The sequence below is a fragment of the Fulvivirga imtechensis AK7 genome (genome assembly GCF_000331535.1).
GTDB lineage: Bacteria > Bacteroidota > Bacteroidia > Cytophagales > Cyclobacteriaceae > Fulvivirga > Fulvivirga imtechensis.
In genome coordinates this window covers 30,382-49,918 of sequence record NZ_AMZN01000007.1, presented here as the reverse complement: position 1 = coordinate 49,918, position 19,537 = coordinate 30,382, and the positions used below count along the sequence as shown (strand labels likewise).

At 41.6% G+C, this 19,537-nt stretch carries 20 protein-coding genes; 9 read left to right on the top strand and 11 right to left on the bottom strand.

Translation table 11 applies throughout. The features are described from left to right. Positions 1 to 45: 45 nt before the first annotated feature. Positions 46 to 363, bottom strand: a complete 318-nt coding sequence (locus tag C900_RS03245; protein WP_009578158.1) for a hypothetical protein — start codon at positions 361 to 363, stop codon at positions 46 to 48. Between the two features lie 264 nt (positions 364 to 627). On the opposite strand from C900_RS03245, the gene C900_RS03240 reads away from it, so the two are divergent. The 3 genes from C900_RS03240 to C900_RS03230 all read left to right on the top strand — a co-directional run bounded on the left by C900_RS03240 (position 628) and on the right by C900_RS03230 (position 5,956). Then, a complete protein-coding gene (locus C900_RS03240) occupies positions 628 to 1,041 on the top strand; it encodes a hypothetical protein (protein ID WP_009578157.1) in 414 nt (137 codons plus the stop codon). A 1,251-nt stretch (positions 1,042 to 2,292) separates the two neighbouring features. Further along, the gene (locus C900_RS03235) at positions 2,293 to 3,975 is read left to right on the top strand and encodes a long-chain-fatty-acid--CoA ligase (protein ID WP_009578155.1); all 1,683 of its coding nucleotides are present in this window, start codon (positions 2,293 to 2,295) and stop codon (positions 3,973 to 3,975) included. Between the two features lie 397 nt (positions 3,976 to 4,372). After that, positions 4,373 to 5,956: a glycosyltransferase family 39 protein gene (locus C900_RS03230; protein WP_009578154.1), complete on the top strand. Its 1,584-nt coding sequence runs from the start codon at positions 4,373 to 4,375 to the stop codon at positions 5,954 to 5,956. Here the strand turns inward: C900_RS03230 and C900_RS03225 are convergent. Next, positions 5,950 to 6,735 carry a transporter gene (locus C900_RS03225; protein ID WP_009578153.1) on the bottom strand — a complete coding sequence of 262 codons (786 nt, stop codon included), beginning with the start codon at positions 6,733 to 6,735 and terminating at the stop codon, positions 5,950 to 5,952. The two genes, C900_RS03230 and C900_RS03225, sit on opposite strands and share 7 nt — an antisense overlap. 660 nt (positions 6,736 to 7,395) lie before the next feature. Between C900_RS03225 and C900_RS03220 the strand changes: the two genes are divergently transcribed. Beyond that, complete coding sequence (locus tag C900_RS03220) at positions 7,396 to 7,824, top strand: tellurite resistance TerB family protein (protein ID WP_040495430.1); 429 nt, start codon at positions 7,396 to 7,398, stop codon at positions 7,822 to 7,824. A gap of 52 nt (positions 7,825 to 7,876) precedes the next feature. On the opposite strand, the gene C900_RS30805 is transcribed toward C900_RS03220, so the two are convergent. From C900_RS30805 to C900_RS03205, 4 genes are read right to left on the bottom strand one after another with little or no spacing between them, the layout of a single operon-like run. Continuing rightward, the gene (locus tag C900_RS30805; RefSeq protein ID WP_009578150.1) at positions 7,877 to 8,011 is read right to left on the bottom strand and encodes a hypothetical protein; all 135 of its coding nucleotides are present in this window, start codon (positions 8,009 to 8,011) and stop codon (positions 7,877 to 7,879) included. Positions 8,012 to 8,048: 37 nt separating this feature from the next. Beyond that, positions 8,049 to 8,648: an SLC5/6 family protein gene (locus C900_RS30525; RefSeq protein ID WP_245558390.1), complete on the bottom strand. Its 600-nt coding sequence runs from the start codon at positions 8,646 to 8,648 to the stop codon at positions 8,049 to 8,051. A 29-nt stretch (positions 8,649 to 8,677) separates the two neighbouring features. Beyond that, positions 8,678 to 9,106: an SLC5/6 family protein gene (locus C900_RS30520; RefSeq protein WP_281168970.1), complete on the bottom strand. Its 429-nt coding sequence runs from the start codon at positions 9,104 to 9,106 to the stop codon at positions 8,678 to 8,680. 47 nt (positions 9,107 to 9,153) lie between these two features. After that, the gene (locus C900_RS03205; RefSeq protein WP_009578147.1) at positions 9,154 to 10,473 is read right to left on the bottom strand and encodes a cation:proton antiporter; all 1,320 of its coding nucleotides are present in this window, start codon (positions 10,471 to 10,473) and stop codon (positions 9,154 to 9,156) included. Positions 10,474 to 10,673: 200 nt separating this feature from the next. Here C900_RS03205 and C900_RS03200 point away from each other — a divergent pair, with 200 nt between their 5' ends. Continuing rightward, the gene (locus tag C900_RS03200; protein WP_009578146.1) at positions 10,674 to 12,125 is read left to right on the top strand and encodes a hypothetical protein; all 1,452 of its coding nucleotides are present in this window, start codon (positions 10,674 to 10,676) and stop codon (positions 12,123 to 12,125) included. 50 nt (positions 12,126 to 12,175) lie between these two features. Here the strand turns inward: C900_RS03200 and C900_RS03195 are convergent, their stop codons facing one another. From C900_RS03195 to C900_RS03180, 4 genes are all read right to left on the bottom strand, one after another. Next, a complete protein-coding gene (locus tag C900_RS03195; RefSeq protein ID WP_009578145.1) occupies positions 12,176 to 12,979 on the bottom strand; it encodes a queuosine precursor transporter in 804 nt (267 codons plus the stop codon). Beyond that, positions 12,976 to 13,896 (bottom strand): ribonuclease Z, encoded by a 921-nt coding sequence (locus C900_RS03190; protein WP_009578144.1) that lies wholly within the window; start codon positions 13,894 to 13,896, stop codon positions 12,976 to 12,978. The genes C900_RS03195 and C900_RS03190 overlap by 4 nt, the downstream gene beginning before the upstream one ends. Positions 13,897 to 13,913: 17 nt before the next feature. Continuing rightward, complete coding sequence (locus C900_RS03185; protein ID WP_009578143.1) at positions 13,914 to 14,297, bottom strand: STAS domain-containing protein; 384 nt, start codon at positions 14,295 to 14,297, stop codon at positions 13,914 to 13,916. A gap of 126 nt (positions 14,298 to 14,423) precedes the next feature. Then, positions 14,424 to 15,365 (bottom strand): phosphoribosylaminoimidazolesuccinocarboxamide synthase, encoded by a 942-nt coding sequence (locus tag C900_RS03180; RefSeq protein WP_009578142.1) that lies wholly within the window; start codon positions 15,363 to 15,365, stop codon positions 14,424 to 14,426. Positions 15,366 to 15,524: 159 nt separating this feature from the next. Between C900_RS03180 and C900_RS03175 the strand changes: the two genes are divergently transcribed. From C900_RS03175 to C900_RS03165, 3 genes are all read left to right on the top strand, one after another. Continuing rightward, a complete protein-coding gene (locus C900_RS03175) occupies positions 15,525 to 15,791 on the top strand; it encodes a hypothetical protein (RefSeq protein WP_009578141.1) in 267 nt (88 codons plus the stop codon). A gap of 3 nt (positions 15,792 to 15,794) precedes the next feature. Continuing rightward, positions 15,795 to 16,589 (top strand): XRE family transcriptional regulator, encoded by a 795-nt coding sequence (locus C900_RS03170; protein WP_009578140.1) that lies wholly within the window; start codon positions 15,795 to 15,797, stop codon positions 16,587 to 16,589. Positions 16,590 to 16,850: 261 nt separating this feature from the next. Beyond that, positions 16,851 to 17,387 carry an outer membrane protein gene (locus C900_RS03165; protein WP_009578139.1) on the top strand — a complete coding sequence of 179 codons (537 nt, stop codon included), beginning with the start codon at positions 16,851 to 16,853 and terminating at the stop codon, positions 17,385 to 17,387. Between the two features lie 67 nt (positions 17,388 to 17,454). Here C900_RS03165 and C900_RS03160 read toward each other — a convergent pair whose 3' ends face one another. Continuing rightward, positions 17,455 to 17,874 (bottom strand): VOC family protein, encoded by a 420-nt coding sequence (locus C900_RS03160; protein WP_040495425.1) that lies wholly within the window; start codon positions 17,872 to 17,874, stop codon positions 17,455 to 17,457. 446 nt (positions 17,875 to 18,320) lie between these two features. Between C900_RS03160 and C900_RS03155 the strand changes: the two genes are divergently transcribed. Then, a complete protein-coding gene (locus C900_RS03155) occupies positions 18,321 to 19,526 on the top strand; it encodes a CapA family protein (protein WP_009578137.1) in 1,206 nt (401 codons plus the stop codon). Positions 19,527 to 19,537 lie beyond the last annotated feature (11 nt).

Here is a 19,537-nt window from a genome sequence, read left to right as displayed (position 1 = left end):
AAAAAATGCCCCAAATCAAAATTCAGAGCATCTTATTTTTATTATCTAGTAATTAGCCAAAGTCAAGAGGTAGAATGATAATTCTACCACCCCGCCAGCGACAATGAAGAAAAGTATCTTGTAAAATGAGGTTACGTGAAACTTTTTGAGCAGGACGAAAACAGCTATAGTATAGACAAAGAATCCGATGATCTGAAAAACATAAAAACCTGTGTACCTCATGTATTCAGTGGTAAATGCCAAGCTCGCATCGGTGTTGCTGTTGAGCTTCAGGTAAATGAACTGAATAAATACCAGCATCAGTTCGGTTACCATTCCCAGGAGTATTACCTGCTTGTAATTGAGTTCTTTAGCTATATTCATGATAGTCTTCTTTACATAAATAATTTTTCCTTATCTATCCCCGATAGATGTGATCACTGAAATAAAGGTACAGGTAGTGTATCTGTAAGTATATGATGCCAGTCACCGGATTCAAATGATTTTTGTTTGACGTTTTTGTCGCAAAAACCCTTCAAAATGACGTTTTTGCACCAGATAGAATATAATATTCATGCCGACATTTGACTTGATTATCTAAACAACCTAATAGAGAAATGAGGCAAAAAGGACAATAATTTAACTTTTATGGAGACATTCATTTTAGAAAAGGATATCAAAGTGCTATATGTTGAAGCAACATCATTTCCTGACGGTATCATGGAGGCACATGAGAAACTGCATGACCTGGTGCCGTTTGACATCAATCGAAGGTATTTCGGAATATCTCGTCCTGAGAATGGCACTATTGTGTATAAAGCGGCAGCGGAAGTGACTTTTTCAGGGGAGGCAGAAGAACTTAACTGTGATACGATGACCGTGAAAAAAGGCAGGTACATCAGCAGCACAGTGCGGAATTTCAAACAAGAACCACATAAGATCGAAAAGGCTTTTCAAAAGCTGCTTATGCATGATAATCTTGATCTAAAGGGGTACTGTGTTGAATGGTATATGAATGACGAGGATATTGTGAAGTGTATGATCAAGTTGAAAGACATCTGATGTTTTGCGGGCCATTGGCAATTTAACCGCAGAGGAAGTCGAGGGGATTAACACTGCTCCCCCTGTGGTTAACTTTAATTGTAACGGTATGGCGAAAACTCAGAGTTCCGCCTTTTTTCATACTCTGAAAATATGAATTTTAACGTCACTGCGAGACTTAACATTTTTCACAAAAATGCACAAAATGAGATGACGAATTGTTCTGTTGCAAAACTGCAGCGAAAGAAATGGGATATCAACTTGTTGCAAATCAGATATGTTGAATAATACGTCATCGGTAGGCAATCAATAACTTTTTAGTTGATTTGTGGGTAATGACAAGTTAACCGAACGGCCTTGAGAAAATGGCTCCGTCATAGCGGCTACACGAAAGCAATGCTTGAGTTTTTTCATGAGGATTCTCCACAGGAGTCCTTTGGACCTTTGGGGTTTGTTACTTTTGTGCCAAGGCAAAAAGTAAGGATCTAAGCTGTGAAAATAAAACCGATGCAACATCACAAATTGAGCAGCGAAGTTAACATGCTGATTACCAGTGAATAACAGTAACTTATCATTGGTGCATTCGGAGGGATCTATGCACAAGTCGCTACTTTGAAAATGCATAGATATCTTCTCTAGGGCAAGCCCAGGACAGGCGAGATGGCTGTGCTTCTTAGAAGAGATTTCCTAACTTGATAACATTGGATCTTTGGATGCGTGTGGGTGGGTTGTAATGCCTGTTTCGGAAGACTTCTGCCAATTTTGCCCCATCATTTACTTATTCTTGATGCCTTTGTTGTAGATCACATTCCGTTATTTAAATATTCTCAAAAACGAAACCTAATATTCAGTTATATTTTTAAAATTTACATTAATAAGATGTAGATATTAAAAATAATTTAAAAATTATAAAATAAACATGTGATATTTTTAACAAATCAATCATTTTGTTAATTTTGAATCGTCAAATAAACAATAACACTGTAGGGTGTTGAAATTGGCAGACAAGCCCTCCGGTCTCGAGGGTGAAGGTAACGGGATAAATTCCTTAGGGCATCCAATAGCAATGGGAACTAACCGCTTCGTGGAGGTTCGAATCCTCCCCCTACAGCGAAAATTTCTACTGGTTTAGGTTTTGAAAATGATAAGGGATGTGCTAAGTGGTTCATCCTTTTTTCATTGTGGTCAATTTTTTAACATCACATCTTCGTGATATTCGCCAAATTTTTGCAATATTGATGGTTGTTACTATAAACCGAAAACCCGTTACCTATGATTGAATTTCCCTGGGTGAAATACTACCCGAAGGGTATCCCCGCTGAAATTGGTGAGCCTGAGTATCCTTCTTTAGTTGAAATGTTCGAGGATTCTTTTGCTAAGAATACAGATAATGTTGCTTTTGAAAATATGGGTAAATCCATTACTTTCAATGAGCTTGACCAACTGTCGAAGAATTTTGCCGCTTACTTGCAGAATAAATGCAATATGAAAAAAGGTGATACCATCGCCTTGCAAATGCCCAATTTGCTACAGTATCCGATAGTGTTGGTCGGAGCATTAAGAGCGGGATTGATCGTGGTCAATACAAATCCTCTCTATACTCCGAGGGAAATGGAGCACCAGTTTAAAGATGCCGGTGTTAAAGCCATAGTTATAGTTGCAAATTTCGCGGCAAACCTGGAAAAAGTTATTGAAAACACCTCCATTGAACATGTCATTGTTACTGAACTAGGGGATATGCTGGGAGGCTTTAAAGGGGCGCTGGTCAATTTTGTAGTTAAGCGTGTAAAAAAAATGGTGCCAGCCTACCGGCTTCCGCAGGCGGTGCCTTTTAAACTGGCGCTGAAGCAAGGGGCCGGCTTAACGTTTAACAAACCGGCCGTCACCGCCGATGATCTGGCATTCCTGCAATACACCGGTGGTACTACGGGTGTGTCTAAGGGGGCGCAGCTTTCACATAGAAACATCGTCTCGCATACGCAGCAGATCACACATTGGTTTGCCCCATTACTGGAAAAGGGCAAAACAGAGTTGATGATAACGGCTATTCCGTTGTACCATATTTTTGCCCTTACGGTAAACGGCATCTTTATGATCAGGATCGGTGCAAAGAATGTTCTGATCACCAATCCTCGTGATATGAAAGGCTTTGTAAAGGAGCTGACCAAACATAAATTTACTTTGATCACGGGCGTAAATACATTATTCAATGGTCTTTTGAATCAACCTGAATTCAAAAATGTTGATTTTAGCTACTTAAAAGGCAGCATAGGAGGAGGAATGGCGGTGCAGGATGCCGTGGCGAAAAAATGGCAGGAAGTAACCGGAGCTCCACTGGTAGAAGGTTACGGGTTGAGTGAGACATCTCCTGTATTATCCGTAAATCCCCTGGATGGCACACATATGATGGGTACCATCGGGTTGCCTGTATCCAGCACTGAAATGGCTATATTTGATGAAAACGGCAGCCAGCTACAGCAGGGAGAAGTAGGAGAGATATGTGCCAGAGGACCACAAGTCATGAAAGGGTATTGGAATAAAGACAACTCCGGAGTGTTCTTTGAAGGAGCATGGTTTAGAACAGGTGATATGGGTGTGATGGATGAAAAAGGATTTTTCAGGATCGTTGATCGTAAAAAGGATATGATCAATGTTTCGGGATTTAATGTTTACCCTAATGAGGTAGAGAATGTAATCGCCAACCACCCCAAGATACTTGAGGTAGCAGCCATCGGAGTACCCGACCCCAGATCAAACGAGGTGGTGAAGATATTTGTCGTCAAGGGCGATCAATCCCTTACGGAAGAAGAGGTAAAGGAGTTCTGTGATGAAAATCTAACTGGTTATAAACGTCCAAAGTATATTGAATTCCGGGATGTTCTTCCTAAATCAAACGTAGGAAAGATACTGCGAAGGGAACTCAGGCTTGAAGAGGACTCGAAAAAAACGGCTTAGCATCCCGTTTTGGATAGTTTGAAATTAATGAGGCTGCCACTGAAGCTTTTCCGGGCAGCCTTACTTTCACCTCTTGGTGTCCTTCCTATCTCCGGAAGCTTTTAAACTTCAAGCCACCACTGACTGCTGATCAAACAACCCAAAACATCAAGCAGGAAACAAGAAACTGAAAACCCCAAACATCAAACATTAAACATCAAACAGGAAACTGGAAACTGTAAACTGGAAACTCGAAACTGGAAACTGGAAACTCGAAACTGGAAACTGGAAACTCGAAACTCGAAACTCGAAACATCAAACATATCCTGCCCGACACCCCTTGTTATTCTTGACTTCTCGAAAGAATAAGAGTAGCTTTGCCCGTCCTTACAAATATGCTCCAGCTTGACGCTAACAGATGAAATCCAATTTTTATACTTACTATCAACAGCACCCGCTTAGGGTAATACTTTTTGCTGCCTTGCTGCTCAGGATTTTAGCAGCTTTTTTCTCTAAGGGATACGCATTTCATGACGATCACTTTTGTGTGATTCGTGTGGCGCAGAGTTGGTCTGATGCTATTCCACATTGGCTGGAAGAGTCCCATCCTCCGAAGCATAGCATGGTCTATGCGGGTATCAACGCTCTTTTCATGTGGATCATGAGCAAATTTAGTATTGATGATCCTATGGTAAAGACGACCTTTTTGAGGCTTATTCATGCTTTGTATTCTCTGCTGACTATATACTTTTCCTACAAAATTGTCAGTCTGTTATCCAGTCGTAAGAATGCTATTCTTGCTGGATGGCTGCTTTGTGTGCTTTGGTTTATGCCCTACCTGAGTGTCCAGTTCTTAGCCGAGCTGGTTTGTGTGCCTCCGGTATTGGCAGCCTTCTACCTGATTTTAAAAGGAGAGAACAAGGGCACGATTACATGGAATACATGGATTTGGGCGGGTATTTTATTTGGAATAGCATTTTCAATACGTTTACATACCGTACTGTTTGCGGGAGGAATGGGAATGGTGCTATTATATGAAAAGAAGTGGGTTTCCGGTTTGTGGTTCACAGTTGGCTTCCTGATCATTACCTTCGTGCTGATAGGCATTCCGGATATCATATTTTTTGACTACCCATACCAGTATGTGATCGATTATTTTGTCTACAATAGCGAGAATGCCTATAACTATATCACCGGATCACCATTTAAATTTCTGCTTACCACATTTGGCTTTTTAGTACCTCCGGTGAGTATCTTTCTCATGTGGGGTTATATAAGAACCTGGAAAGTGGAGCCTAAGCTTTTTGTTGCGGTTTTTATCTTTTTCCTGGTACACTCTATTTTTCCCAACAAGCAGGAGCGCTTCCTGTTACCGATGTACCCGATGTTGATCATTTTGGGTGTCATAGGGTGGAATTCAATTAAGGAGCAGTCGAAGTTTTGGGCTGGTCATCCGGCTCTGTACGGTGGGCTGTGGAAGTTTTTCTGGACTATAAATGTTATTGCTGCTCTTGGTCTTGCGCTTACTTACAGTAAGAAAGACAGGGTCGAGCCTTTATACTATCTGTCGAAAAAAGAGGATGTAAAGGCCATTATACTCGAAAGTGAAAGAGGGCAGGTAAAGCAGCCCCCGGTCTATTATTTAGGTGGATCTGGTGCAGATTATGATGAACTGCAGTTAGATGTTTTGGGGTTGAGGGAATTTAAGGCCGAAAAAAAATATACGGATCCGGGTTATATAATTACTTTTAATCTTGGCGCAGACAAAACTGTTCAGGAGCTGCGTGGTGAATTGCAGCGTATGCAGAAGGAGCCTAATTACATTATTTTTAAAGGCGATGAAAACCTCGAGGCCAGAAAAGATCGTGTGCTTAGTCTGTTTCCTGGTAAAATGCTGGTGTTGCAAACGGAGATCTCGCCATCCCGGTTTGACAGGCTGCTTCACTTCTTAAATCCAAAGGTGCATCGCAACCATACGGCCAGAGTTTACAAAATTCAGTAATTTTCGTTTTTGAGGTTTGTCTTCCAGGCAGCGCCAAAGCTAATGAAGAAATCGGGGGCATTTTCATTAAGCGGTAATCCGAAAGAGGTATCCAACTGTAAGTTATGGCTGGCTAGATAGGTAAACCCTGCATCAAAATTGTGAGACGATGTGATATCTGTGGCGAAGTAGCCATATAATTCAACGAATGCTCCCAGCTTACCTGTCACTGCCGTGGCAAAGGATGATGAATAGGCCCAGGTGGTTTCGCGACTATCATCCCAATCTGCTCCAAAACCATGGGACCAGGAATATTTATCATTAAACACATGCTCCAGAAGCAGTCGGAAACCATAATTTAACTTATCAGTTTGAAAAGTTTCCTTTCCAGTGTCAGGGAGGGTGAAATTAGTAGCGAGGCTGGCAGCGGGTATCCAGAAGTTTTGTTTTATCAGCTTTATCTTTGGGCTCAGTGTAATAGGAGTAAGTCCGCTTGTTGTTGCTTCTATGGTTTCACTTTCCGCCTTTAGGGTCAGGTAATTGGTCAGTACCCGCATCTCCAGCCAGTTTGCAATACCATACTTGATGCTCAGGTTGGGGGAAGTGATCCAATTGTATTTGATACCATCTTCTTTGTTCCACTGGCTGAGCACCCCCGCTTCTATTTGAAAGGTTCCGGGGCTGATGAGTGCAATGGCATCTGTCGCATTGGGCCGGTCAGTAAAGATGTTTTCTTCATCTTGTGCACATAGCTGACTATATGCCAAAAATATCATAAAAAACAATATCAGTTTCTTCATAGAGATAGGGATCATTGGTTAAAGATGGGCATTCGAATTTATTTATCCCATTATAAAACGGTTTTATAAGCGTGGTAAATTCTATTTTTTCTATAAAATCGAGGTTTGTTGTATCTGTATAACAATATTGCTACAATAAATTATGGTTTTTTTAAAAGTTAGAACTAAATTAACGTTGAGGAGTAACCGGGCGCTGAAGCAAAGCGCCTTCCAGGCTAGTTAGTGTTTGTAAGGAAGCCCTAAGTGGCTTTAAGAAAACTTTCGCGCCAAAAGGCGGGACGAAGTGCCAAAAAGTGGCGTCCCGTACAGTTGTTACAGTTATCGAGATGAGCATTTTTGGGGCGAGCGTAACGCAGACATTGACGTTTTCTTAGAGACACTAGTTAGTGTGGTGTTTGCTAAATTGGTTTACTAAATTTTTGCCGCTGTTTTTCCTTTAGCAGGAGAGAATTTGAAAGCATAGCAGCGTGATGGTTTCAAATTTTAACGTAGAAAAAAAGGAAAATAGGACGAAAATTAGTTTGGGTAATTAGCATTCTACACACCAGGCCTGGACTACAGGGTGAATTGATACAACTATATGCTTAAATAATATGGTTGTGCAAAACATCTTTTTAGGTTTTGTATCAATATTGAAGAACTTATCAGCTTGTCATTAAAATGATTGGATTTTTTGAACACCAGTATCTTTCTTACAAGAAAAACCACCTGAGTAATTTGATAGCTCTTGCAAAGGCGGATGGGCATCTGCATACAGATGAAGAAAAAATGCTTTATAAACTAGGGGCTAAATACGGTCTGAAAGACCGGCAAATAGCTTCTTTGATAAGCAGTGAAAAGAAAAACGAACTTCAGATACCGGATACTCATGATCAGAAGATGAATCAGCTTTATGATCTGGTGATAATGGTATATGCTGATGGAGTAGTGGAAGAAAGTGAGGTGGAATTCTGTGAGGATCTGATGGAGCAATTTGGTTTTAGAAAGGATATAGTTCGTTGGATGATAGATATGTTTGATAAAGGAAATCCTCCTACACCCGAAGCATGGGAAGAGCTGAAATATGAGGGTAAAAAATATATTAAATAATAAGGCCTGAAACTGTATCAATTTCTGGCCCTGTTAAGTTGATTGTTACCGGCTATCCTATTACCAGATCAATCAGGTTTATTCCAAAGAATTTTTGTGTTACTGTCAGGATAAATATCAGCCCCAGGATAACCGGACAGATATAGGAGAGGGTTACATCCAGATACTTTTTGATGAATGATCCCATATACCCTTTATTTCCCTGCGCAATCTCTTCATGCAGGTTATGTTTTTTCCATACATAGGCTCCAAACACAGAAATAAAGAATCCGCCCAGAGGTAAGAAGGTTATCGTTGGCAATGTTTTCCACGAAATCCATGAAAAATTTTACCTCTCCCGAAGGGTAGGTCAGGAAGCTCGTAAGGCTTTCCACTGTGCCGGTACTGAGCATTGATGGTATACCCAACAAGAAAATCAGAATAGCAATGGCCCATACAGTAAGGCTAGCGAATACTCCTGGGAGTACGACAAATATGAGGCCGGCGCCCGGTGCGGAACCTTCCATAGTGCCTTCAGTCAGATAAGCAACAAACGGGAACATCATCAATCCGGCAATAAATGCGATACCAACATCAGCGAGCGTGATGAAAGCGGCAGATGTAATAATATTATCCCCCTTGCCTACATAACTACCATACGTAATTAAAGCGCCCATACCCAATGATAAGGAGAAAAATGCCTGCCCCAGAGCATTGAATACAACCTCAAGGGTTATTTCTGAAAAGTCAGGTATCAGGTAAAATTCTATTCCCTTAAAAGCATTAGGAAGTGTTAAGGCATATATTGCTAAGCAGAGAATTATAATTACTAATGTCGGCATCAAAATTTTGGACGCTCTTTCGATACCTCCTGCTATCCCTTTGGAAACAATGAATGCAGTAGCCCCATAAACACAATGCCATACAATCCTATCCTTATCACATCTTGAGTAAATGTCCCAAAATTTTCCCCTATGCTGAAGTTAGCTGAGATCATTTCAAGGAAGTACCCAAAGGCCCATCCGGCTACCACATTGTAGAAGGAGAGGATCAAGATGCCGCTGGCAATACCAAGCAAACCTGGTGCTTTCCAATTTTTGAAGCCAAGTTTCTTAAAAGCTCCTACAGGGTTTAATTGCGTTTTTCTTCCTATCGCAATCTCTGTAATCATTACGGGAAAACATAAAATAAAGCAAAATAGAAGATACATGATCAAAAAAGCAGCGCTACCGCCGGCACCTACTTCGAATGAGAACTTCCATATATTGCCCAGTCCTACAGCGGAACCTGCCGCTGCCCCTATCAGGTGCTATTTATTGGCTAGCGGGGGATTATCAAGAGGTTATTTAATTATTTTGCTTTCTTTAACACTGGTTTTGCGGCTATTTCAGGGGTTTTGCGCTCTTCGTTATTTACTACATTGAATTTTTCAAAAAGTTTTTTAATAGTGAGCCCCTGAACCACAATGGAGAAGAGTACCACACAATAGGTCATTGTAATAATGATATCGACTATCCGCGTTTCAAAGTTAGCCGTTTCATATAGAGAGAGCGCCAAAGCAACCGATATGCCACCTCTTAGTCCACTCCATGTTAATATCCTGATGGTGTAAGGCGGAAACTTTCTTTTTATCCTCATAACAGATATCGGGACGGAAACTCCTATGAAGCGGGCCAGTAAAACGATCACAATGGCTATGCCGGCAGCATAGAAATAGTCTGTTTCATATTTAATAACAATAACCTGAAGCCCTATGAGAATGAAAAGTATGGCGTTCATCGCTTCATCCATCAGGTGCCAAAATTTGTACACATATTCACCGGCAGCATCCTCTAATTTTTTTGTGCGGCCTTTTCTGCCCACAAATAGGCCCATTACAACCATGGCTAACGGGCCCGAGACATGTAGCATTTCAGCAATACTTGCACCCCCCAATACCATGGATAAGGTCACTAACACTTCTATTTCGGTATGTTCATTATCGATAATGCGGAGAAGGTTTAGTCCCAAATAACCGAGCAAAGCACCAAGCGCCAGTCCTCCCAATACTTCAACAGTAAATAATTCGATTACTTCAAGAACCTGCAGGTTTTCTACCCCTTTTGTCGCAATAGCTAAAATTGTGAGAAAAACCACAACGCCGATACCGTCATTGAACAATGATTCTCCGGCAATTTGTGATTCCAGGTTTTTCGATACAGTGGTCTTTTTGATCATAGCCAGTACAGCTATGGGATCAGTGGGGGAGATAAGCGCACCGAAGAGCAGACAATAAATAAAATCCAGAGAGATGCCTACAAATGGAAGCAGGAAGTATATTGCTATTCCTGCCACAAAGGTCGAGATCAGTACGCCAACCGTTGCTAATACTAATATCGGCCACTTTTCTTCGCCTAACTTCCTCAGGTCCAGTTCTAATGCTCCTGCGAAGAGGAGGAAGCTCAACATTACCTGGAATAGCACTTTCGAGAAGTCATACTCAGTCATCAGGTTGGTGGCCAATTCATTGAGCGTTCTAAAAACCCATTCTCCTACTATAATAAACATCGATAAGCCCAGGGCCAGAAGCATAAGCCCTATGGTAGACGGAAGTCTTAGCCATTTGACATTGATCAAGGTAAAAAATGCCGCCATGATGACCAGCAGCGTGATGAAATCTAAAACCTCCATAGTACAACGTTTTTAATATAAGCCGATGATAAAAAAATCTTTAACAAATCAATTTAGGAAAGAGTGACTTTATTTAAAAGCACCATCTAATATTTAAAAACCCAATAAGGGTGAACTTTGTATATATAATATAAAAGGCATAGAAATTTTTTAATTTTACAATTAAATATTGATTCTTTGAACCGGGATCAGGTAGAACAATGGACACGCTCAGACAACTCACTACAAAGGAAAAGGCACTTCAGGTAAACCTGGAAGGAGATATTTATGGCTCATTTGCGGAAATCGGTGCCGGACAGGATGTAGCTGCCAATTTTTTTAAAGCCGGTGGTGCCTCGGGAACCATAGCTAAGACTATGTCGGCATACGATATGAGCTTTAGTGATGCGATTTACGGAGTATGCGAAAGGTATGTATGCGAGCCCCGGCTTATGAAAATGCTGGAGCATGAGTACGACTTGCTGATCGAGCGGTTGCCTCACCGCGCCCCAAACACCCGTTTTTTTACCTTTGCCAATACCGTGGAGGCATTGAACTATGAAAGGAGCAATCAACCTCACGGATGGATCGGCTTACGGTTTCAATGTACACCTCAGTCGCCATATAATGAGTGTATCATTCATGTTAAAATGCACGACAATGACGCCATACTTCAGCAACAGGCGCTGGGAATAATAGGGGTCAACCTTATATTTGGTTGTTTTTATATTAAAGATCCGGAGGAATTGCTGGACTCTTTGCTTGATGGATTGGTACCCGGGCGCATAGAAATAGATATGTTCAGGATCAATGGTCCAGACTTTAAACATGTGGACAACCGGGTGATGAGTTTGAAGCTGGTGAAAAGCGGGATGACTTCAGCCGCTATGTTTGGTCCGGATGGTAACGTTATGCAACCTTCCGAGGCGCTTTATAAAAAGAATGTATTGGTGCTAAGGGGGAGATTCCGGCCGGTCACACACGTGAATGTGGATATGCTGCTAACGGCAAGAAGACATTTCAAGCACGAACCGGATGTAGATAAAGAGAAAATAGTTGTGCTTACAGAGCTGACGCTAAGTGATTTGCGCACCGAGGGAGAGATTGATGAGAAGGATTTTCTTAACAGGGTGGATATTATATGCTCATTAGGGCAAAATGTCATGATCTCAAATTATCCGGAGTATTATAAGCTGGTAGATTACCTGTCGGGAATTACCAGAGGGCGTAAGATTGGAATAATTCTTGGGATCTACAATCTGCAACGCGTCTTCGAAGAGAAATACTATACAAACCTTAGAGGGGGTGTGCTGGAGGCTTTCGGTACACTTTTTGGTAATAATGTCAAGCTGTATGTATACCCTTCAAAGAAAGTGGGAGGTGAAGGCCTTTATACACTGGATAATTTTGTGCTACCTGACAACCTACATGGGTTGTACCAATTCCTGCTCGATAATGACAAGCTTGAAAATATAAAGGGAGCCAATGTAAACAACCTGCATATCATTTCAGACAATGTATTGGCAATGATAAAATCAGGCCAGGAGGGATGGGAGCAAATGGTGCCACGAAAGGTGGTAAGTGCGATCAAGGAAAAGTGCTTGTTTGATTACCCGTGTGAGCCTGCTTACAAAAAGTCGCTGGCCGAACAGCCTGAGAAAAAGGTGGGGTAGGGGAGTAGGAAGTCGGGAGCCCGAAGTCGGTAGTCGGCAGAAGGTATTTACTAAAAGAATGATGTGCTTTTTGCTGCTGCATCTTCCATCATCTTTTCTGCCTTGTCTTTACCCAGATATCTGTCTATCAGGTAATGCGCTATGTACAGTGTAGGTGTCATAATAATAGCCACTGCAAACTTGTAGATGTAGTTGATAATGCCTACCGATAGTACCTGGGCCAGGCTCCATTTAGCATCAGCCGAAGCCAGTAAATAAAATGCTATAAAAAGTACTACAAAACTGTCTATTAGTTGAGAGACGAGCGTTGAACCCGTAGCCCTTAGCCATAGCATTTTGCTGCCTGTAATGTGCCTCAGCTTGTGAAAAACAAATACATCCAGCAACTGTCCTATCAAAAAGGCCACCAGCGACCCTACTATGATGCGTGCCCCTTGAAGGAAAACTTTGTCGAAGGCATAATCCATATCAAATGCATTACCCGCATCGTCAGTTTTGTTGATATCCAGCCAGAATGATGCCGGCTCAAGCCAGCTTACGACCGTGATGATCAGGAAGGCATATGAAATGAAGATCACGGTCAGGTAGCTGATCTTTTTTACACCTTCTTTTCCAAAATACTCATTAATAATATCAGTAGTAACGAACACTACCGGCCACAGCATGACACCGGCAGTGAGGTTGAAATCCAGCACCCAATCATCCAGCAGTTTGATTTGAGCAGGAGGAAAACCTAATGAGGATTCCAGGGAAAAGATTTTAATACCTACCAACTCCGCCAGCAACGCATTTGTGAGAAATATGCCACTGAGAATAATAAAAAGGTTGGTCTTTTTGTCTATTGTATGTTTCATAGATCAGGCACATCAATGGCTTCGCCTTCAGTAGCCAGTAAGGTATTGTTGAAAATATGTCTTGCCTCTGTTAAAAAAGGTGTAAGGTCTTTATAGCGTGCTGAAAAGTGGCCAATGATCAGTTGTTTCGCTTCTGCAAGTAATGCTATGCGGGCTGCTTGTTCTGTGGTAGAATGAAACGTCTGCTCGGCCCACTGTTCCCTTTCCAAAAGAAAAGTAGCCTCGTGATAGAGCAGGTCTACATTTTTTATGTAGTGGATGATTGTTTCGTCATACTTTGTGTCGGAACAGTATGCATAGGATCTCGACTTTCGTGGTGGTAATGTCAGATCCCGGTTTTTATATACAAGATTTCCCTGATCATCATAAATATCTTCTCCCTTTTTTAACCGGGCTATATTTACCAATGACAGGTTAGGAGGGAGCTTTTCTTTGTCGATTCTATAGGGTTTGGGTTTTTCCTTAATAATAAAGCCACTGCAGGGGATACGGTGATTTAGAGGAAAGCTCTTTACCTCTACCCATTCATCTTCAAACAAAATTTCGGATAGTGCGGGGTTTAACTCCCTGAATATTATTGTGTAATTCAATACGGTACCGGAGTACTTTAGCTGGGTCACAATGATCTCCTCCAACCCTTTTTGCCCAAATATATGGAGGTCTGCTTGTCGCCCCATCAGGTGCATAGTAAAGATCAATCCCATGAGGCCCAGGTAGTGGTCACCGTGAAGGTGGCTGATAAAGATATGATTGATCCGTTGTGTTTTACATTTATAGCGGGAGAGCTGTATTTGTGTAGCTTCCCCACAATCGATCAGAAAGTAGTGATTCTGTACATTCAGCAATTGAGCTGTATGGTGCCTGCCATAGGCAGGCGTGGCGGAGTTAGAACCAAGTATTTTTAGTTGGAACGACAAGCTTTTCTAATAAATACTCAACCTTCGTCTTCACCCTCTTTGAGATCATTTTCGAGCTCATTCATGAATACCGCGTCAATAGCCTCCTCTGTAGTAGGCAGAATGTTCAGTACACTGTCAAGTTGTGAGATTTTTATCAGCTTCATAGTGTGATCGGAAAGGCCACAAAGCACAAAAATACCCCCGTCTTCCTGGATTACGCGATTGCCCACCAGCAGAGCGCTTAGCCCTGAAGAATCTGTGTATTTAACATCCGAAAGGTCCAAAATTATATTTTTCACTCCTTCGGCATGGATTGTGATCAGTTCCGACTTCAGTTTAGGTGCAATGCTGGAGTCCAGCTTTTCCTCATGAAGTTTTAAAAGGCTATATCGTTCTTGTTTATCTATAGTGTATTTCATGTGTATATAATTTAATTTTCAATGGCCACATGGAATAGTCAGATTCTAAAAGAAGGCTTTATCAGCCCAAATTTTCTCCCATTATTCATGTCGCTTGATTGGCTCTTCTTTATGACTATTTCATAACTATTGCTTGTTGATCCCTTTAATAATGCTATTTTTAATTCTTTCGTTCACCTGACTGTAGTCTTGCTTGTCCAACGGCTCACCCGTCACTTTTTCGTAAAGCTCAAGATACCGATCTGAAATCGAATTTACAACCTCATCGGTCATTTCGGGAATCTTTTGTCCGTCTTTTCCCTGAAAACCATTAGCTATTAACCATTGTCTAACGAATTCCTTCGAAAGTTGTTTTTGAGGCTCACCTTTTTGTTGGCGTTCTTCATATCCTTCCAGGTAAAAATATCTTGACGAATCAGGCGTATGGATTTCATCTATGAGATAGATGGTGCCATCCAGCTTACCAAATTCATACTTCGTGTCAACAAGAATCAGTCCACGTTCTTTTGCCAGCTCGGTCCCCCTCTCAAACAATCTTTTTGTATAATTTTCAAGCTGTAAGTATTCAGCTTCCGACACCAGACCCTTGGCAATGATCTGCCCCCTCGAAATATCCTCATCATGACCCTCATGAGCCTTCGTGGTTGGAGTAATAATTGGTTGTGGTAGTTTGTCATTCTCTTTTAACCCATCGGGGAGCTCCACTCCACATACACTCCTTTTTCCATCCCGATATTCCCTCCATGCATGCCCTGCTAAATATCCTCTTATCACCATTTCTACCGGGTATGTTTCGCAGGTGATGCCTATAGCTACATTAGGATCGGGAGTAGCTTCCAGCCAGTTGGGGCAAATATCGCTGGTAGCTTCCAGATTTCTTGTAGCAATCTGGTTGAGTACCTGGCCTTTATAAGGAATAGCTTTTGGCAAAATCACATCAAAGGCTGAGATCCTGTCGGAAGCTACCATAGCCATTCTATTTCCAAAGTAATAAATATCACGCACCTTGCCACGATAGAAGCCGGTTTGATTACTGAAGGTGAAGTTTGTTTCTTTTAATGCATTCATACGGTGCTCGCAAATTTAGGTATGTAGCCAGATATTAAAAACACAATTTGATTTATTTGTCGGCGGTCAGGGGCTGACTAATTTTTTTAGCAATAATAGTTGCATTTTAATTTACAGGTGATTATAATTACTAAAAATATTAGTTAAAATATTTGCGCTATGGATCAGGGATATAAACTCAAATTGTATAGCAAAAAGCTTAGCTCAGGCAAATGCCAGATTAAATTCATCATATCTTCTTCATCTCAGCGGGGCCTATATGGGTATATGCTTGTGGAATCGGGGTCTACATTAAAGGAAGTAGTAAGTACCATTGAGCATGAGATAAGATATATTGAACAGCGGGATAGCTATTATCATTCGCATTTATATAATTTAGCAAATAAACCCAGGCGGAAGGACCTGATTTTAATTTTTAATAACTAAGACATGAGTCTCATCAGTGAGAATATTAAATACCTGAGAAAGAAAATAGGCCTTACTCAGGAGCAGTTTGCTGAAAGAATAAATATAAAAAGATCATTAGTAGGTGCCTACGAAGAAGGGCGGGCAGATCCACGTATAAGTAACCTGATCAGAATGGCGACAGTTTTTGGTACCTCGGTGGACATTCTTATCAATAAGGATGTAAGCCGATTATCAGACGAAGAATTAAATGTAAGCAAGTTTAAAAGAGGAAAGGAAGTGCTCGCCATAACTGTAGATGAAAACCAAAGGGAAAATATTGAGCTGGTGCCCCAAAAGGCCGCCGCAGGTTATCTTAATGGTTATGCAGACCCAGAGTACATTCAGGAATTGCCAAAGTTTAAACTGCCCATTTTACCTACAAATGCAACCTATCGCGCGTTTGAAATATCGGGAGACTCTATGTTACCTATCCTGCCCGGTACCATTATTATTGGTGAATATGTGGATGACATCAGGCAAATAAAGAACGGTAAAACTTATGTGCTGGTGACAAAGACTGAGGGAATCGTTTACAAAAGGGTCTTTAACTACATAGCAGACAATGGTAAATTGTTTCTTGTTTCGGACAACCGCCAGTATGCTCCTTTCCAGGTGAGCATAGATGATGTGCTTGAGGTTTGGGCCAGCAAAGCTTACATCAGTGTACAATTTCCTGATGCCAAGGACAGTAACGAGGTCTCAACAGAGCAACTGGCATCAATAGTTTTAGACCTGCAAAAGGAGATTATTAAACTAAAAGAGCAAACCAAAAAGTAACCAGCCGAACTTCAACGTGAGCCCCCAATTTGTTTTGGGTACAATGGTTGAAGCTTGAAACTTGATACTATTGCCTTACTATTCATTTTTTAAAAATGAAACATAAACTCTTTTAACAGTTTTTCGTTCCATTTGTTGAAAAGTTAATTATTTGTAAGTGTGCAAGTTGTTTCCATAAAGGTTTTATAATTTCATCCGGGGGAATATTTGAATTGTACATTAAAAAAACGAACTTTTGCACAATAAATAAACAAGAAACCAATGAACAGAGTGTTAAGAAAACTTTTTTTACTTGTCGTAGTATCAGGAGTGAGCTATGTCACTAATGCACAGGGATTTGAACCCACACAAGGCTTTAAGCAGATCAATTTCGGAGTAGGAGTGTCCAATTGGGGCGTGCCTGTATATGCCGGAATGGATTTCGGTATAGCGGATAAAATAACTATTGGACCCAGGATCAGCTACCGAAGCTATTCCAAAAGGTACAGTTTTTTCACGGGCGGATATGATATTGACTATACCATTTTTAACCTGAGCTTTAGAGGGGACTATCATTACGGAGCGCATATCAGTGGCTTACCTGACCAACTGGATCTGTATGGCGGGCTTTCTCTGGGTTATAGCGTATGGAGCCATGACTATGACGGGCCTGGAGATCCGAGCTTTGAAGATTCTGACGTATATATTGCTCTGCAAGCAGGTGCCCGATGGTACTTCAATCAAAACTGGGGCGCTAATGCTGAACTCACAGGAGGAACGTTATCCGGTCTGGAGATTGGCCTTTCTTACCGTTTTTAGCATTGTACTCAACCGGATGGCACTACTGTGCTATCCGGTGCTGGTGAATTTCAGTGTGTAAATAATATCAAGCAACATCTCCAGCCTGGGTCAGCTCCAGGTACGGGTTGAAAGCTACCTCCCAAAGGTATCCATCAGGATCGGAAATATACCCGCTATAGCCACCCCAGAATACTTTTTCCGGCTCTTTTATAATTTTAACGCCTTTTTTTCGCAGATCATCAAATATTTGATCCACCTCGCTTTCACTCCGCGCATTATGTGCCAGACTAAAACCTTTAAAGCCGTTTCTAAGATGATCTGTCTGAGCATCTTCCGCCAACTTCTTAATGGGATATAGCGAAATCAAAATGCCATTTAGTTTATAAAAGGTGATATTATCATTGCTTTCCTTTGTTTTCTCCCAGCCAAGTGTATTGGAATAAAAGTCTGTCGACCTGGTCAGGTCTTCGACTCCGAGTGTAACGATTGTAAGCCGTTGTTCCATTTTTATTTGTTGTTGGTAATTAAGCAAGTGTTTTTGTAAAAATACATAATGAGAGCAGTATAACAACTGTTGTTGGAGGGTGTTTAAATAATAAGGTGGTAAAACTGACAGGGAATTAGTGTCTCGAAGAATGTTCTTCCCGACAGTTATACTGACATTTATGCGGGACTCCGCTTTTTGGGACTTCATACCTATGTGCCATGGTGCTTCGGGTGCGAAGGCACAAGCCCTTGCTCCGCCCAGGCGGCTACGCGAATGCGAGCTTAGCGATTTTTTTTAAAGACACTAATTAGTGTTTGTAAGAAAACTCTAAGTGGCTTTAAGAAAACGTCAAGGTCAAGGCTTGTGAAGTGCCAAAAATGCGGAGCGTACTGAGGTACGTGAGCATTTTTGGGGCGAGCATAACGCAGACATTGGCGTTTTCTTATAGACACTAATTAGTGAATATGTTGTGGAGGTTATTAATAGTTGCGGGCATCTGTGCTTTTTTGCCTGCTGAAAAACCAGGTGCTGTAAATATGAAAGCGGTAGGTCCTTTGCTACAGGAGGCGGACGGCATCACGCTCTTTTTATCGGGAGACGTTATGACTGGCCGGGGAATTGACCAGATACTTAATCATTCGGTGAATCCGATACTTTATGAGTCGTATGTTAAAGATGCAACATATTATGTGCAATTGGCGGAAAGCCAAAATGGAAACATTGATCAGCCTGTTTCTCCAAAATATATCTGGGGAGATGCATTAAAGGTCTGGAGCCGGTTTGCCCCAGCCGCTAAAATCATCAATCTGGAAACCAGCATTACTAATAATGAGCAACCATGGCCGGGAAAAGGGATCAACTATCGAATGCACCCCAAAAATATCAATGTACTTACTGAAGCGGGCATTAATGTAGTGTCGCTTGCCAATAATCATACGCTTGATTGGGAAATATCAGGGCTGGTGGAGACACTGCGCACCCTGGAGGCGGCCGGTATCTTGTATGCAGGAGCTGGTAGGAATACTGAGGAAGCACAAAAGCCTGCCATTTTACAGTTGAAAAAGGGCAGGATCTTAGTTTTTGCATATGGTGCCGGAAGCAGCGGAGTACCGGCAGGTTGGGGGGCTACCACCGAGCGATCGGGGATATGTTATCTCCGGGAACCGGGGAAACAAGAGCTCATAAGCATCAAAGAGCAGGTAAGTGCAGAAAAGCGATCGGGAGATGTCGTGGTGTTTTCGGTACATTGGGGAAGTAACTGGGGTTACGATATTCCTTCTGTACAGCGGGAGTTTGCTCACCAATTGATTGATCGGGCAGGTGTCGATATTGTACATGGCCATTCATCCCATCACCCCCGGGGAATTGAAGTGTACCACGGTAAGCTCATCATTTATGGAGCGGGCGATTTTATCAATGATTATGAAGGGATTGAAGGTTACGAACAATTTAGAGATGACCTTGCATTGATGTATTTTCCAGTGATCGAACCTTCTTCAGGAAAACTACTATCTATGCAAATGGTACCTATGCATATCAAAAATATGAGGCTCAACAATGCTTCTAAAGCTGATATTCGTTGGATTCAGTATGTACTTGACCGTGAGAGTAGAAAGTTAGGCGCACAGGTGGTGCTAACTGATGAAGGTACATTGTCATTGCAGTGGTAACGGAGTACAAA